10 protein-coding genes and 1 CRISPR repeat array are annotated in these 16,396 nt (G+C 36.6%); all 10 genes read left to right on the forward strand.

The genetic code is table 11. From position 1 onward, the window contains the following. The first annotated feature begins 3 nt into the window (after nt 1–3). The 10 genes from L6651_RS08905 to rpoC all read left to right on the forward strand — a co-directional run bounded on the left by L6651_RS08905 (nt 4) and on the right by rpoC (nt 16,345). Entirely contained in the window at nt 4–1,707 is a 1,704-nt protein-coding gene (locus L6651_RS08905) for a type I-E CRISPR-associated protein Cse1/CasA (RefSeq protein ID WP_237037574.1), read from the forward strand. Then, the gene (gene casB / locus L6651_RS08910) at nt 1,688–2,290 is read left to right on the forward strand and encodes a type I-E CRISPR-associated protein Cse2/CasB (protein WP_237037575.1); all 603 of its coding nucleotides are present in this window, start codon (nt 1,688–1,690) and stop codon (nt 2,288–2,290) included. Before L6651_RS08905 ends, casB begins: the two co-directional genes overlap by 20 nt. Then, on the forward strand, nt 2,280–3,359 hold the full coding sequence (gene cas7e / locus L6651_RS08915) for a type I-E CRISPR-associated protein Cas7/Cse4/CasC (protein WP_237037576.1): 1,080 nt from the start codon (nt 2,280–2,282) through the stop codon (nt 3,357–3,359). Before casB ends, cas7e begins: the two co-directional genes overlap by 11 nt. Before the next feature lies 1 nt (nt 3,360). Next, nucleotides 3,361–4,050 (forward strand): type I-E CRISPR-associated protein Cas5/CasD, encoded by a 690-nt coding sequence (gene cas5e, locus L6651_RS08920; RefSeq protein ID WP_255784856.1) that lies wholly within the window; start codon nt 3,361–3,363, stop codon nt 4,048–4,050. Between the two features lie 9 nt (nt 4,051–4,059). Beyond that, on the forward strand, nt 4,060–4,692 hold the full coding sequence (cas6e, locus tag L6651_RS08925) for a type I-E CRISPR-associated protein Cas6/Cse3/CasE (protein ID WP_237037578.1): 633 nt from the start codon (nt 4,060–4,062) through the stop codon (nt 4,690–4,692). Between the two features lies 1 nt (nt 4,693). Beyond that, entirely contained in the window at nt 4,694–5,641 is a 948-nt protein-coding gene (cas1e, locus tag L6651_RS08930; protein WP_237037579.1) for a type I-E CRISPR-associated endonuclease Cas1e, read from the forward strand. Further along, the gene (gene cas2e, locus L6651_RS08935) at nt 5,642–6,529 is read left to right on the forward strand and encodes a type I-E CRISPR-associated endoribonuclease Cas2e (protein WP_237037580.1); all 888 of its coding nucleotides are present in this window, start codon (nt 5,642–5,644) and stop codon (nt 6,527–6,529) included. Between the two features lie 20 nt (nt 6,530–6,549). Beyond that, nucleotides 6,550–7,677: a CRISPR direct-repeat array (repeat unit 28 nt; unit sequence GTTGTTCCTGCATGCGCAGGGGTGATCC). A 910-nt stretch (nt 7,678–8,587) separates the two neighbouring features. Beyond that, on the forward strand, nt 8,588–8,713 hold the full coding sequence (locus tag L6651_RS09390) for a hypothetical protein (protein WP_255784857.1): 126 nt from the start codon (nt 8,588–8,590) through the stop codon (nt 8,711–8,713). Nucleotides 8,714–9,134: 421 nt separating this feature from the next. Continuing rightward, the gene (rpoB, locus tag L6651_RS08940; protein ID WP_237037581.1) at nt 9,135–12,767 is read left to right on the forward strand and encodes a DNA-directed RNA polymerase subunit beta; all 3,633 of its coding nucleotides are present in this window, start codon (nt 9,135–9,137) and stop codon (nt 12,765–12,767) included. 26 nt (nt 12,768–12,793) lie between these two features. Beyond that, nucleotides 12,794–16,345 carry a DNA-directed RNA polymerase subunit beta' gene (rpoC, locus tag L6651_RS08945; RefSeq protein ID WP_255784858.1) on the forward strand — a complete coding sequence of 1,184 codons (3,552 nt, stop codon included), beginning with the start codon at nt 12,794–12,796 and terminating at the stop codon, nt 16,343–16,345. Nucleotides 16,346–16,396: the final 51 nt, after the last annotated feature.

The raw sequence follows: 16,396 nt of genomic DNA on the forward strand, positions 1-16,396 counted from the left end.
AAAATGGGAAGTTATAATTTATTGGACGAAAAGTGGATTCCTGTTCTTCTAAATGAAAAGGGAGACAGCGAAAAGGTTTCAATTATTGAGCTTTTTGAAAATGCGCCGAATTATATTTCGCTTGCTGCAGACACACAGACTCAAAAATTTGCACTGCTTAGATTTTTACTTTCAATTCCTCAAACTGTGTACTTTAGGTTTGATGTAGAGGGAAATCCATATGATTACTTTGATGTGGGTGAAAGGCTTAGGCAGATTGAAGAAGTGGAAGAAGAGGACGTGGAAGACTTTAAGTTGGACCTGGGTCGTACTTGGAAAGAGCTTTGGAATTTAAAGAGTTATTCTAAAATTCTCTTTGATTATTTAGAAGTCTGGAGAGATAGATTTTATTTATTTGATGATAAGTATCCCTTTTATCAAGTTACAGAAGATGTTATTGGTGAAGATAAAATAAATAAAGCAAAGGCAACTACCATTTCAGGAAAGACAATTAATAGAATTATTTCAGAAAGTGGTAACAAGATAGCGCTATTTTCACCGAAGTATGAAAATGATAGCAATAAAGAAGTTTTGTCGGAGGATGAAATTGCACGTTGGTTAATAACTTTCCAAGGCTACGTTGGAACAGCGGACAAGGTTATGTTTGGAAAGGAAAAGTACACCGCTTCAAAGGGTTGGATATATGACATCGGTGGAATTTATCTGGAGGGAGACAACCTCTTTGAGACACTTATGCTTAACACAATGCTTGGAAATAGAAAAGATTTTTACTTCAAAAAGCAAAAACCTTGTTGGGAGTTCTCAGGGGCAGAAATTATAAATAGATATTTAATCGACAATAATCCTGATAACTTGGCAGAACTATACACAACTTGGAGCAGGGCGGTCTTTATTGATCCTGACACAGATGTTACAAAGCCTTTTGAAATGCAGGTTGTAAAAGTTCCTGATATTGACCATAGAGATAAATTTATTGAACCAATGACTATGTGGAGAGAAAATAAAACTGGGCCTAGTAAGGACAGTATTACACCAAAAAAACATCCTTCAGACAGAGCTATGTGGAGATCTTTTGGAAATATATTTTTAATGGGACAATCAGACAACAAAGTTCCAGGAATAGTTAAATGGTATTCAGAAATATCTCAAAATATCGCAAAAGATAAACTTGTAACAGTAAATGCCATATCAATGAAGGATGACGGCAATGCAACGTCATGGATGCCTGTAGGAGAGATTCATGATAGGCTAAACTTACATGACATAGTCCTTAAGGATAATAGAGATGATGGTTGGAACTATATAGTTAACGATGTAGTCGAAGATACAAAGGAATGTATAAGTTCAATATATAGAAGACTTCTTACGGATATTAATGAAATTAGAAATAACAAGAATCCTTCTTATGTAAATCAAAATATTGAAGAGATGTACTATATTATAGATTTGCCATTTAGAAATTGGCTCTACTCAATTGACGAAAACTCTTCGAAGGAAGAAAAGGTATTTGAATGGAGAAAGACGTTAAAAGAGCTAATAGAAAAACAGGCGCGAAGATTAGTGGAATTTGCCGGCGCAAGGGACTATAAGGGAATAGAAAAAGAGAAAAGAATTAAAAACATAGCCACATCCTATTCCTTTTTTAAAGCTTGGTTAAATAAAAAATTAAAGATAAAGGAGGAAGAATATGCAGGAGAAATTGAATAAGCGAAAACTTGTGTACTCAACTACGGAAAGAGTAATCTCAAACCTTTCCGACAACATGGACAGTTCAAGGACAAAGGCCATGTTATCCAGCTTAAGAAACTCCATAGGAAGGCCACTGGAAGAAAATATTGAATCCATAAGTTTAATCTATCAGTATATGCCTGAAGAGTTCTATTCGAATTTTGGTGCTTTGACCTATGAAGAAGAAGCTATAATCACAACACTGCAACTTTATGCGATTCATCAACAGTCAAAGCTAGATAGTGTAAGTGGCAAACAGGAAAAGGAAGTTTGGGATAATATTGGGAGTTCTTTATCATACTTAAGACTTGGAGAGAGTTCACTTCCATTTGATAGGAGATTTAACGCCCTAATAACTTCACAAAGTTTTGATGAGCTTTCAAATCACTTGAGGCAACTTATAAAAATTTTGAAATCAAAACAGGACAATATTAAGATAAACTATCCAAAACTTGCACAAGATCTATATGATTTTGCAAGAGGTTACGATGAGAGAGTTAGATTAAATTGGTCAAGAGCATATTATAGTAAAAATTATAAAGGAGAAGAAAATGAAAAATAGACTTTTTTTAGACGTTCATGCAATTCAAACATTGCCACCTTCAAATATTAACAGAGATGATACAGGAAGTCCTAAAACAGCACAATATGGAGGAATTAGAAGGGCTAGAGTTAGTTCCCAATCATGGAAGAGAGCCATAAGAGAATATTTTTATGAAAATAGCGCTCAAGAAAATGTGGGAATAAGATCTTTAAATGTTGTTGAATATGTGGCGGACAAAATAATGAAACTTGATAGCTCTTTAAGTAAAGAAGATGCATTAAAAATGGCGGACAAAATTTTTAATGATGCAAAAGTAAAAACCAAAGACTATAAGGCAAAGGCTTTATTTTTCTTAGGAGAAAGCCAAGCGAATAAACTGGCGGAAGCTGCTGTAGGAGGAGTTACTAACAAGGATACGATACAAGAGATTTTCAAGTCAAATCCTGCCATAGATATAGCGTTATTTGGAAGAATGCTTGCAAATAATCCATATTTAAATGAAGATGCATCATGTCAAGTGGCCCATTCAATATCCACACATGGAATTCAAACTGAGTTTGATTTTTATACAGCGGTAGATGACCTAGCTCCTGAAGACAACCCTGGGGCAGGAATGTTAGGAACGGTTGAGTTCAATTCATCAACAATGTATAGATATGCAAATGTTGCAGTACATGAACTTTTAAGGCAACTTGAAAGCAAAGAAGCCACAATAAACACATTAAAGATATTTGTTCAAGCTTTTGCAAATTCACTTCCTACAGGAAAGGTAAATACGTTTGCAAACCAAACGCTACCTCAATTTATTATGGTTAATCTAAGGGTTGACAGACCAGTGAGCTTGGTGAGTGCCTTTGAAGAGCCAGTTAAATCAAGCGAAGGTTTTGTAGATAAATCAATAGAGAAGTTAGTTCAAGAAACTGAAAGAGTTGAGAAGTTTGTTGAAAAACCAATTTATACAATTGTATTAAATACAAGGGATATGGAGTTGAAGGAAGAATTTATAAACTCTGACAATATGAGAAATTTATTAAATAAACTTGGGGAAGAATTAGAGGGAAATATAGACGAAAGTCAAGGTGAGTAGATTGAAGACTTTATTGTTGAAATTTTCTGGACCACTGCAGTCTTGGGGAACGGATTCTCATTTTGAAACCAGATATACTGACTTCCATCCTTCAAAAAGTGCGGTTATTGGCCTAGTTGCAGCAAGCCTTGGATATAGGAGAGATGAGGATGAAAAAATTGCAAAGCTAAATGATTTGAACTTTGCAGTTAGAGTGGATCAAAGGGGAAATCTCTTAAGGGACTATCAAATCGCAACTGCCTACAAGCCAGACGGAAGATTTGAAAGAAACTATGTTACAAATAGATATTATCTTGAAGATGCAGTATTTGTAGTTGTACTATCTGGGGGAGATGAACTAATAGACGAAATAGAGTTTGCAATAAGAAATCCCTATTTCCAACCATTTTTTGGAAAGAGATCAAATCCTGTAAATCCAGATATAATAATAAAAACTACAACTGAAGATATAGTTAAAAGTTTAGAAAAATTAAGCTGGCAGGCAAGTAACTTTCACAAAAGAGAATTTAAAGGTAATGAATATGTGGAGTTAGAAGTTTATATCGATGGAGATTTAATAGAGACTTCAAGTTCTAAATTTAGAAAAGACAGAGTAAAATCTTTTTCTCAAAAACATAGACAGTTTGGTTATAGAGGAGAAAAGAGTTTTATAGTAAGAGTTACAGATGAACATGATGCATTTATGTTCTAGGAGGAGAAGATGTATTTATCAAGAGTTGAAATAGACTATAAAAACAGATTGACATCAAAAGAACTGAATCATCTGGGAGCGTTTCATAATTGGGTGGAGCAAAGTTTTCCAAAAGAAATGGAACAAAATAAGAGAAGTAGGAAACTTTGGAGAGTTGATAACCTACAAAATAGGTCCTACCTTTTAGTTTTAAGCGAAGAGGAACCTAATCTAAATATGCTTGAAAAGTATGGAGTTAAAGGTACAGGAGAAACAAAAGAGTATGAACAATTTTTAAATTCTTTAAAAAATGGAGATAGAATGAGGTTTAGAGTGGTCTTAAATACCACGAAATCAATTTCAGATAGAAGTTTAAAAAGAGGTAAAGTAATTCCTTTAACTTCTGAAGAGGATCAAATTAAATATCTTCTAGATAGAAGTGAGAAGAATGGATTTAAACTAGATCCCCAAGACTTCTATTTAGTCAGAAGTGGCTTTGAAAAAGTTTTGAAGCATGGAGAGAAAAAATTAGAATTAATTAAAGCCGAGTTTCAAGGAGAACTTACAATTATGGATAAGGATAAATTTAAAGAGACGTTGACTAAGGGCATTGGAAAGAAAAAAGCCTATGGATTTGGAATGATGACAGTAATACCGATGTAAAATGAAAAAACAAGTAGGAGCAAAGAAAACAGAATTAAAAGAGCTTCCTAGAATTGGGGACAGGGTGAGCTTTATCTATATTGAACATTCCAAAATAAATAAAATAGATAGCTCCATAACGGTGACGGATAACAGAGGTACCGTTAGAATCCCTGTCTCTATGATAGGAGTTCTACTTTTGGGACCGGGTACAGACATAAGCCATAGAGCAGTCGAAATAATTGGAGATGCAGGAACAAGTATAGTTTGGGTTGGAGAAAGAGGTGTTAGAAACTATGCCTATGGAAGGCCCCTTGCCCATTCATCAAGACTATTAGAAAAGCAGGCAAAACTTGTGTCCAATAAAAATACAAGAATCGCAGTTGCAAGAAAGATGTACCAAATGAGATTTAGAGGAGAAGATGTTAGTAAACTTACCATGCAACAACTAAGGGGAAGAGAAGGTGCAAGAGTTAGGGAAGTCTACAGAAATCTATCCAAGAAGACGGGAGTAAAGTGGGATGGCAGAGACTATGATGTAGATGACTTTGAAAACTCTGACCTAGTCAACCAAGCTCTGTCATCGGCAAATGTTTCGCTCTATGGAGTTGTAAAAAGTGTAGTGGTAGCCCTTGGAATGTCCCCGGGACTTGGATTTGTCCATACAGGACATGATATGAGCTTTATATATGATATTGCAGACCTTTATAAAGCAGAACTTACAATACCAATAGCCTTTGAAATGGCGGCGACAATAAAAGAAGATGAGGATATTGGATCAGAAACTAGAAAAAGAGTGAGAGATGCCATGGTTGACGGTAAAATAATGGCACAGATTGTAAAAGATTTACAATATTTAATGGAAGTGGAAGAGGATGACCCTGAATATTTTGCCATTGAAACATTAAGTCTTTGGGATGACAGAGGGGAACTTGTAAAACATGGTGTAAGCTATAAAGAGAGTGATTAAATGCCATTTACAGTGATTACTTTAAAAAACACGCCTAATTCACTTAGGGGAGACCTGTCCAAGTGGATGCAGGAAATAGCAACGGGAGTATACGTAGGAAATTTCAATAGCAAGATTAGAGAAGAACTTTGGAAGAGGGTTGTAGATAGCTCTGGAGTTGGAGAAGCTACCCTTTCATATAGAGATAGAAACGAAATAGGCTATAACTTTGAAACACATAACACAAAGAGAGAGGTTATAGACTTTGAAGGTATCCCACTTGTGTTAATAAGAAGTGAAAGGAAAGAACCTTCCCAATCTCAATATGGATTTAGTAAAGCCTCAAAATATCATAAAGCAAAAAAATTTTCAAAGCCAAAAACAAATGAAAAAAACATTTCATTAGTTGTTCTGGATATAGAAACAGATGGACTAGATGAAAAGACAAATAAAATAATAGAAATAGGAGCCTTAAAAACAGATACAAAAGAAGAGTTTCATAAACTTATAAAAATCGACTCGAAACTTCCTGAAAAAATTATAGAATTAACAGGAATAAGAGATGAAGATTTGAAAAATGGAGAGGATATTGTAACAGCGCTAAAAGAGCTTAAAGAATTTATTGGAGATAGAGATATTGTAGGATATGGGGTTAAATTTGATATCAAATTTATAAACAGAAATTTAAAAGTAAATAACTTAGAAAGACTTACCAATAAATCGTGGGATCTTTTAGACTTTGTAAAAAGAGAAAAGACTTTCTTAGAAAATTATAAATTAGAAACGGTACTTAAGTCGTACGGAATTGATGAAAAAGTCCCCCATAGAGCTTTAAAAGATGTTAAACTTATAAATGAGCTGTCGACTAAAGTGAATAAATTTCAAGAATTTCTAAAAAAGGATCGTTGAAAAATAAGGGATCGTTAAGTGTTGTTCCTGCATGCGCAGGGGTGATCCTGGATAAATACACTCCTTTTGACCATGGGGATTGTTGTTCCTGCATGCGCAGGGGTGATCCCACTAAGCGACTGTAAGACAATAAGTGATTGTAGTTGTTCCTGCATGCGCAGGGGTGATCCTAACTTTAGCAACCGTTTGTGTTGCGTGAATGTGTTGTTCCTGCATGCGCAGGGGTGATCCCCTATCGGTGAACGTTTTAAATCCCCATGGTCAGTTGTTCCTGCATGCGCAGGGGTGATCCTGGAGATATCAAAAAAAAGGACAATCAAATATCGTTGTTCCTGCATGCGCAGGGGTGATCCCTAAAATTTGATAGCAAAAAAAGAAGCTTTAAGATGTTGTTCCTGCATGCGCAGGGGTGATCCCAGATAATTGAAACCTTTAGCAATGCAGAATGTGTTGTTCCTGCATGCGCAGGGGTGATCCCACTTGAAGAAATTTATAGAAGATGGTCAGAAGGTTGTTCCTGCATGCGCAGGGGTGATCCCATTGCATATCTACTGGCCAAGTTATGATATAAGTTGTTCCTGCATGCGCAGGGGTGATCCTTAAGCCTCTATCGTTCCTCTTTCTTTTAGGATGTTGTTCCTGCATGCGCAGGGGTGATCCTATGAATCTAAGGAAGCTGAGATGGATACGCTTGTTGTTCCTGCATGCGCAGGGGTGATCCCAACTGCCACCGTACCTTTTTCTCCACGTCTAAGTTGTTCCTGCATGCGCAGGGGTGATCCCCATATTGTCAGTATGATTACCACTTGCCCCGTGTTGTTCCTGCATGCGCAGGGGTGATCCCGCTGGAAAAGGGACAGGAACTGAATTGTGGCAGTTGTTCCTGCATGCGCAGGGGTGATCCCGTGCTTGTGCAGCTCTTCTCGCATTTTCACTTGTTGTTCCTGCATGCGCAGGGGTGATCCGTTTTTCATTATTGTACGTTGTATTCGTTGTAAGTTGTTCCTGCATGCGCAGGGGTGATCCTTACAAAAGACTATGAGGAGTATATCAATGGAAATTGTTCCTGCATACGCAGGGGTGATCCTGTACGTCTAAAGTCGTGTAGACCAAAAGATTTGTTGTTCCTGCACACGCAGGGGTGATCCTAGTTTTACAATAACTAAGTAGGATTGTTCTGTATCGTTCCTGTATATGTAGTAGTAATCCTATTTTTTTAATTTACTTTTAAATGAGTTTGATATATAATACCCTTTAGAGGAGAAACCTCTCATTTCTTAAAAGGAATCTGCTATTAATTTTATGATGCTCAGTAGAGTTCCTATCTCTAGAGCAAGCTTTGTAATTTCATGCACGATTTTACGAAGCTTTTTTATTTGCTCTATTAACGTTGTTCCTGCATGCGCAGGGGTGATCCTGTTGTTCAACCTCTACTAATCGAAAGAGACAAATTGTTCCTGCACACGCAGGGGTGATCCCAATGGGCAATAGATAGGGAACTAGATAAGAAAATTGTTCCTGCATGCGCAGGGGTGATAAAAATGAGTAGTAAAAAAGATAAAAAAAAGAAGTCCCAAAAAATGGACTTTATATATTAAATTAATCACTGCAATGATTAATTTAATAGTCCAAATATTGGCACTTCTATTAACTCTAAAGGAGTTAGGGCTTATATAAGCCCTGCCCCTCACTACTCAATACAAGTATAACAAAAAAACTAAAAAAAGTACAGTAAAGAGATGACTTTATTGAAAAAGATTTCTAGACATCAGAGTATCAAAGAATGGCAAGCTAAAGGTAGACCGAAAAAATAAAAAAGAAATAGGTATAGCAGCTCTAACTCTTCAGCAAGGTCTTTCGCAAGATATCACGCAAAAAGCCTTGATGATATAAAAGAATTAGAGGAAATTTTAAAAAAAGAAAATAAAAATTTTAAAGGAAAAACGGGAAACGAATAGGAAATATTAGAAACAAGTCAAAAAGTGTTAACGATTGTGGAGAAGAGGGCTTTAATATAATTACATAAGAATATTTAAGAATCAGATAAGGGGGAAGAGAATGGAAGAAAATGGAATGACAAACGAACAATTCAACAAGGTTTTAGAAATGATAATCACGATAATAAAGTTATCAAAAAGTAAAGAAGAAGCAATCGAAGAAATAAAAAAGTTGTTGAAAAAGTAGATAAAACGCAAAAAGGAGAGTAAAAACTCTCCAGGTTAATCAGGTAGGTGGACTTGCCACCACATACCTTGATTATATAAAAAATATTAAAAAGTGGCAAGGGAAAAATATAAAAAAATTGAAGAAATCTGCAGAACATATCGACTAAGTTTAATGTCGGTGTGTTTTTTTATTCATTAATCTTGCAGTCTTAGCTATTATTATTTAACTCTTATTATAATGTAGGAAAAAAATTTAATTACTTAAAATCATCGCTACAAGTGGCGTGGTGTGATATAATAATTTAATAATATTATTGTTGATTTTCATATTCTTTTATGTTACAATACTAGAATGTAATATTGGAAAATGGATAAGTATGCTATATTTTTATATTTTACATACTTATCGGTCTTTTTAATCATAGAGAGGTGGATCGCTAATGCACAAAGAACAGTATGGAACTACTGAAAGAGTTACGTACTCTCGTATTCAAAAAGTTCAAGATCTTCCAAATTTAATAGCAGTACAAAAGGACAGTTATAACTGGTTTTTAGAAGAGGGGCTTAGAGAAGTTTTCGACGATATAAGTCCTATTTCTGACTATGCAGGTTCTCTTGTACTTGAATTTGTTGACTATTATTTGGAAGACACTCCAAAGTATTCCCAACAAGAGGCTAAGGATAGGGACGCAAACTATTCTTGTCCTTTGAAGGCAAAGGTAAGGCTTATTAATAAGGACACGGGAGAGGTAAAGGAACAAGAGGTATTCATGGGAGATTTCCCTATGATGACAGATAGTGGTACTTTTATTATCAATGGTGCCGAAAGGGTTATTGTCAGCCAGCTTGTTAGATCTCCAGGGGTTTACTTTGCACAAGAGATTGACAAGTCAGGTAATAAGCTATTTTCATCAACTGTAATACCTAACAGAGGTGCTTGGTTGGAATATGATACTGATTCTAACGGAGTGATTAGTGTAAGGATAGACAGGACTAGAAAACTTCCTGTAACCACTTTATTAAGGGCATTAATATACCCTACTGATGAAGAGATGATTGAAGCTTTAGGTGATACTAAGGAGCTTAATGTAACTTTGGAAAAGGAATCTTCTAAGACTAGAGAGGAAGCTATTCTTGAAATTTACAGAAAGCTAAAACCGGGAGATCCCGCATCTCTTGAATCTGCTGAACCTTTAATCAACAATATGTTCTTCGACCCAAGAAGATATGACTTGGCAAAGGTTGGTAGATATAAATACAATAAAAAACTTTCACTTGTTGACAGAGTTACTGGTCACTATTTAGCTACTGATGTGGTTAATGAAGAGACTGGAGAAATCCTTGGATCTGAAGGTGACTTTATAACTTCTGAACTTGCTGAAGAAATTGAAAATGCAGGTATTTACTTCCTTGATATAAAGGCTGGGGAAGAAACTGTTAGAGTTATTAGTAACAGATTTGTAAGTCTTGAAGCCTTTGATCTTAGTGTGGATGTTTCAGATTTAAGACTTTCTGAAAAAGTTTATTATCCTAAGATGAAAGAAATTTTGGAAGAAAATGAAACTGATGAAGATATATATAATGCAATAAAGGAGTCTGTGAAAGAACTTTCTCCAATGCATATAACTCTAAATGATATTCTTGCAAGTATATCTTATGAATTTAATCTATTCCAAGGTGTGGGAAGTGTTGATGACATAGACCATCTTGGAAATAGAAGGGTTAGAGCCGTTGGCGAACTTTTACAAAATCAATTTAGAATTGGTCTTTCAAGAATGGAAAGAGTTGTTAAGGAGAGAATGTCTACACAAGACCCAGACCTTGCAACTCCTCAAGCACTTATTAACATTAGACCAGTAGTGGCTTCTATTAAGGAGTTCTTCGGTTCTTCACAGCTTTCTCAATTCATGGACCAAACAAATCCTCTTGCAGAGCTTACTCATAAGAGAAGAATGTCTGCACTGGGACCTGGTGGTCTTTCAAGGGATAGAGCTGGGGCCGATGTAAGGGACGTTCACGACTCTCACTACGGTAGAATTTGTCCAATTGAAACTCCAGAAGGACCAAACATTGGACTTATAACTTCAATGACTACCTATGCAAGTCTTAATGAATATGGATTTATTCTAACTCCATATAGAAAGGTAGTGAATGGTAGAGTTACTGACGAAATTCATAAGTTAACAGCGGACCAAGAAGACCTTCACATTATCGTTCAAGCAAATGAACCGATTGATGAAGATGGATATCTTGTAAATGAGAGGGTTTTAGGTCGTGGTTACTATGGAGAAAATGATATTTATCCTAGAGATACAGTTGACTACATGGACGTAAGTCCACAACAAATTGTATCTGTTGGTACAGCTATGATTCCTTTCTTGGAAAACGACGACGCCACTAGAGCGCTAATGGGTTCAAACATGCAAAGACAAGCAGTTCCTCTAATAAAGACTGAAGCTCCGGTTATCGGAACAGGTATAGAGCATAGAGCTGCAAAGGACTCTGGAGTTGTTATAGTTGCAAAGTCTGACGGAGTTGTAACTAAGGTTTCCAGTGATGAAATTCAAATCACTAGGGACGAAGATAAAAAGGTAGAATACTACAAAGTTTTAAAATTCAAAAGATCAAACCAAGGCACAACTTTGAATCAAAGACCTATTGTAAAGAAGGATCAAGTTGTTAAAGCCGGCGATGTTATTGCCGACGGACCAAGTACAGAACTTGGAGAAATAGCCCTTGGTAAAAATATATTAATTGCATTTATGACATGGGAAGGATATAACTTTGAGGACGCCATGTTATTAAATGAAAAACTTGTTATAGATGACGTATTGACTTCTCTTCACATTGAAGAACACGAAAGTGAAGCGAGGGAAACAAAACTTGGACCTGAAGAGATAACTAAAGATATTCCAAATGTTGGAGAAGATATGAGAAAGAACCTTGATGATAGGGGAATTATTCGTATCGGTGCAGAAGTTACCAGTGGAGATATTCTAGTTGGTAAAGTTACTCCAAAGGGAGAAACTGAACTATCTGCAGAAGAAAGACTTCTAAGGGCAATCTTTGGTGAAAAGGCTAGGGAAGTTAGAGATACTTCTCTTAGGGTACCTCATGGTGAAACTGGAATTGTCGTTGACGTTAAAGTTTACACAAGAGCAAATGGAGATGAGCTTTCACCAGGAGTTAATCAGGTTGTAAGAGTTTATGTAGCAACAAAGAGAAAGATACAAGTTGGGGACAAGATGTGTGGTCGTCACGGTAATAAAGGGGTTGTATCCAGAGTGTTACCAGTTGAAGACATGCCATATCTTGATGATGGAACTCCAATTCAAATAGTGTTAAACCCACTTGGGGTACCTTCAAGAATGAACCTTGGACAGGTACTTGAAGTTCACTTAGGGCTTGCAGCTAAAAAGCTTGGATGGAAGGTTGCAACACCGGTATTTGACGGGGCATCTGACCAAGACATTCTAGATGCACTTAGTGAAGCGGGTTATCCTACAAATGGAAAACTAAGAGTTAGAGACGGAAGAACTGGGGAAGCTTTTGATAACCCAGTAACCGTAGGATATATGTATATGTTGAAACTTCACCACTTAGTTGACGAGAAAATTCACGCTCGTTCAACAGGGCCATACTCACTTGTTACGCAACAGCCACTTGGTGGTAAGGCACAGTTCGGTGGACAAAGATTTGGAGAGATGGAAGTTTGGGCACTTGAAGCCTATGGAGCTTCTCATACCCTTCAAGAGATTTTAACGGTTAAATCAGACGATGTTATTGGCCGTGTTAAGACATATGAAGCCATTGTCAAAGGAGAAAATATTCCTGAGCCAGGTATACCTGAATCATTCAAGGTATTAATAAAGGAATTACAATCTCTTGCCCTTGATGTAAAATTACTTGACAACAGTCACGAAGAAGTTGAAATCAAGGAAAATATTGACGATGTATTAGATTTTAATTCTGTGGAATATGAAAAGGGCGAACAAATTATAAATGATTTTGAAGAGTCTAAGAAAACCGACGAATTAGGATTTTCCGTTATAGAAAAAGACGAAGACAATTAGAACTGAGTTAAGAAGGGAGATACTCTTTGGAAGAATTAATTACTTTTGACTCAATGAAAATAGGTCTTTCCTCTCCAGAAAAGATTAGACAGTGGTCTTATGGAGAGGTTAAGAAACCTGAAACTATAAACTATAGAACTTTAAAACCGGAAAAAGAAGGACTTTTCTGCGAAAAGATTTTTGGACCTACAAAGGACTGGGAATGTAACTGCGGAAAGTATAAAAGAGTGAGATATAAAGGCGTTGTCTGCGAAAAGTGTGGAGTTGAAGTTACCAAGTCCAAGGTTAGACGTGAGAGAATGGGCCATATAGAGCTTGCTGCACCGGTTTCACATATTTGGTACTTTAAGGGAATTCCTTCAAGAATGGGTCTTTTACTGGACATGAGTCCAAGAGCCCTTGAAAAGATTCTTTACTTTGCATCATATGTTGTAATTGACGCAAAGGACACCGATATGTACAACAAACAGCTTTTAACAGAGTATGAATACATGGAAGCTTGTGAAAGATACACAGAAGGTGTGGACTTTAGAGCGGGCATGGGAGCTGAAGCTGTTAAGGAACTTCTTTTAAACGTAGACCTTAATAAGGAATACGAAAATTTAAAGGAAGAGTTAGAAGATGCAACAGGACAAAAGAAGGTTAGAATTCTTAGACGACTTGAAGTTGTAGATGCATTCTTAGAATCGGGAAACGACCCTTCATGGATGATTCTTGATGTAATTCCTGTAATTCCACCGGATTTAAGACCAATGGTTCAACTTGAAGGTGGAAGATTTGCAACATCAGACTTAAACGACCTTTATAGAAGAGTTATAAATAGAAATAATAGATTAAAGAGACTACTGGACATTGGGGCACCGGACATTATCGTAAGAAATGAAAAGAGAATGCTTCAAGAGGCGGTGGATGCTCTAATAGATAATGGTAGAAGGGGAAAACCTGTAACAGGACCTGGAAATAGACCATTAAAATCACTTTCCGACATGCTTAAAGGAAAGACTGGTAGATTTAGACAAAACTTACTTGGTAAACGTGTTGACTATTCAGGACGTTCTGTAATAGTTGTTGGTCCAAGTTTGAAATTCTATCAATGTGGTCTACCAAAGAAAATGGCACTTGAACTATTTAAGCCTTTCGTAATGAGAGAGCTTGTAGTTAAGGACATTGCACATAACATTAAAAACGCAAAGAAAATGGTGGAAAGAGAAAGCGACGAAGTTTGGGATATACTCGAAGAAGTAATTAAGGACCACCCTGTACTTCTAAACAGAGCGCCCACACTTCACAGACTTGGTATTCAAGCATTTGAGCCAGTTCTTGTGGAAGGAAAGGCTATTAAGCTTCACCCACTGGCATGTACTGCATATAATGCTGACTTCGACGGTGACCAAATGGCGGTTCACTTACCACTTTCAGTGGAAGCTCAAGCGGAAGCAAGACTTCTTATGATGTCAACCAATAATATATTGGCACCAAAGGATGGAAAGCCTATTACTACTCCTTCACAGGACATGGTACTTGGAGCTTACTACTTGACTTATGATGGTGACGAGGAAGAAGAAGTAAGATGCTATAGTGACTATGATGAGATGATTAGAGCTTATGAAAGCAAGATTATCCACATGCACACCATTGTTAAAGTAAGGATTAAAAAAGGTGAAAATGATAGAGGAAAGCTAGTTAAGTCAACTGTTGGTAGATTTATTTTCAACAGTGGTATTCCTCAAGACTTAGGATATGTGGATAGAGAGTCAGATCTATATTCACTTGAAGTTGACAAGATTGTAGACAAGAAGACTTTAGGAAATATAATTGACAGATGTTTCAGAAAGCATGGCAATATTGAAACTGCAAGACTTCTTGACTATATCAAAGCAACAGGATATAAATACTCAACAATAGCAGCAATAACAATTTCAATGTCTGACGTAGTTGTACCGGGAGAAAAGGATGAAATCCTTGCGAAGGCAGATGTTGAAGTAAATAAATATGAAAAACTTTTAAGAAAGGGTCTTGTATCAGAAGACGAAAGACATGATTTCGTTGTAGATATTTGGAACAAGACTACTGATGAAGTTACAGAAGCACTTTTAAAGGACCTAGATCCTAGAAACAACCTTGCAATCATGGCTACATCAGGAGCCAGAGGTTCAACTAACCAAATTCGTCAGTTGGCAGGTATGAGAGGGCTTATGTCTTCAGCATCAGGTAAGACAATAGAAATTCCTATAAAGGCAAACTTTAGGGAAGGTCTTTCAGTACAAGAGTTCTTTATATCCACCCACGGTTCTAGAAAGGGTCTATCTGATACAGCCTTAAGAACTGCGGACTCAGGATATTTGACAAGACGTCTAGTAGACGTGTCTCAAGATATTATAGTAAGAGAAGACGACTGTGGAACTGATAGATATATCGTTGCAAAGGACTTTATGGAAGGCAAGGAACTTATCGAAGACATGGCGTCAAGAGTTACTGGTAGAACTGCATTTGAAGACATATTGAATCTTGAAACTGGAGAGTTAATCGTTCAAAAGAACGAAATTATAACTGAAGACTTGGCTGAAAAGATAAGACAGTCAGGCGTAAAGGAAGTAAAGGTAAGATCTGTTCTTGGATGTAAGTGTAAACATGGAGTTTGTGCTAAGTGTTACGGTAGAAACCTTGCAACAGGAAAGCCTGTTAATGTTGGAGAAGCCGTTGGTATAATTGCAGCTCAATCCATTGGTGAACCGGGAACTCAGCTTACAATGAGAACTTTCCACTCTGGTGGTATCGCAGGAGTTGGAATAACTCAAGGTCTTCCGAGAGTTGAAGAGCTTTTCGAAGCTAGAAAGCCAAAGGGACTTGCTTATATAACTGAAATTGACGGTAAAGTTTCCATATTGGATAACAAAAAACGTCATGACATTTTAGTATCTGGAGAAGACGGAGAGGAAAAGATATACAATATTCCTTACGGAGCTAGAATAAAAGTAAAGGAAGGCGACTTTATTAAAGCCGGAGACTTACTAACAGAAGGTTCTGTAAATCCTCATGACATTCTAGATGTTAAGGGTACTGAAGGTGTTCAAGACTATATAATCAAAGAAGTTCAAAAAGTTTATCGTCTACAAGGTGTTGATATAGATGACAAACACATTGAGATTATAATAAAACAAATGCTTTCTAAAGTTAAGATAGAAAAGTCTAACGATTCAGAATTCCTTGAAGGATCAATGGTTAATCTAAGAGACTTCGAAATTGAAAACGAAAGACTTGAAGAGGAAGGTAAAGAGCCTGCAGAAGCATCAAGAATACTTCTTGGTATTACAAAGGCATCTCTTGCAACAGAATCATTCTTGTCTGCAGCAAGTTTCCAAGAGACTACAAGAGTTCTTACAGAAGCTTCAATCAAGGGCAAGGAAGACAATCTATTGGGACTAAAGGAAAATGTAATAATTGGTCAACTTATTCCTGCCGGTACAGGTGTTAAGTTATACAATTCAATAAAAATAGACTACGAAGGTATGGCTGAAGAAGATAATCCAGTTGCAGAAATAACTGAATTAGAAGAAGCTGAAACTGTAGAAGAATAAAATGCCGGGCCTTGTGCTCGGCTTTTTTATCGTAAGATTATTAAGAGTTTG

Origin of the sequence: Mediannikoviicoccus vaginalis (assembly GCF_928097925.1) — a bacterium.
Taxonomy (GTDB): Bacteria; Bacillota; Clostridia; order Tissierellales; family Peptoniphilaceae; genus Mediannikoviicoccus; species Mediannikoviicoccus vaginalis.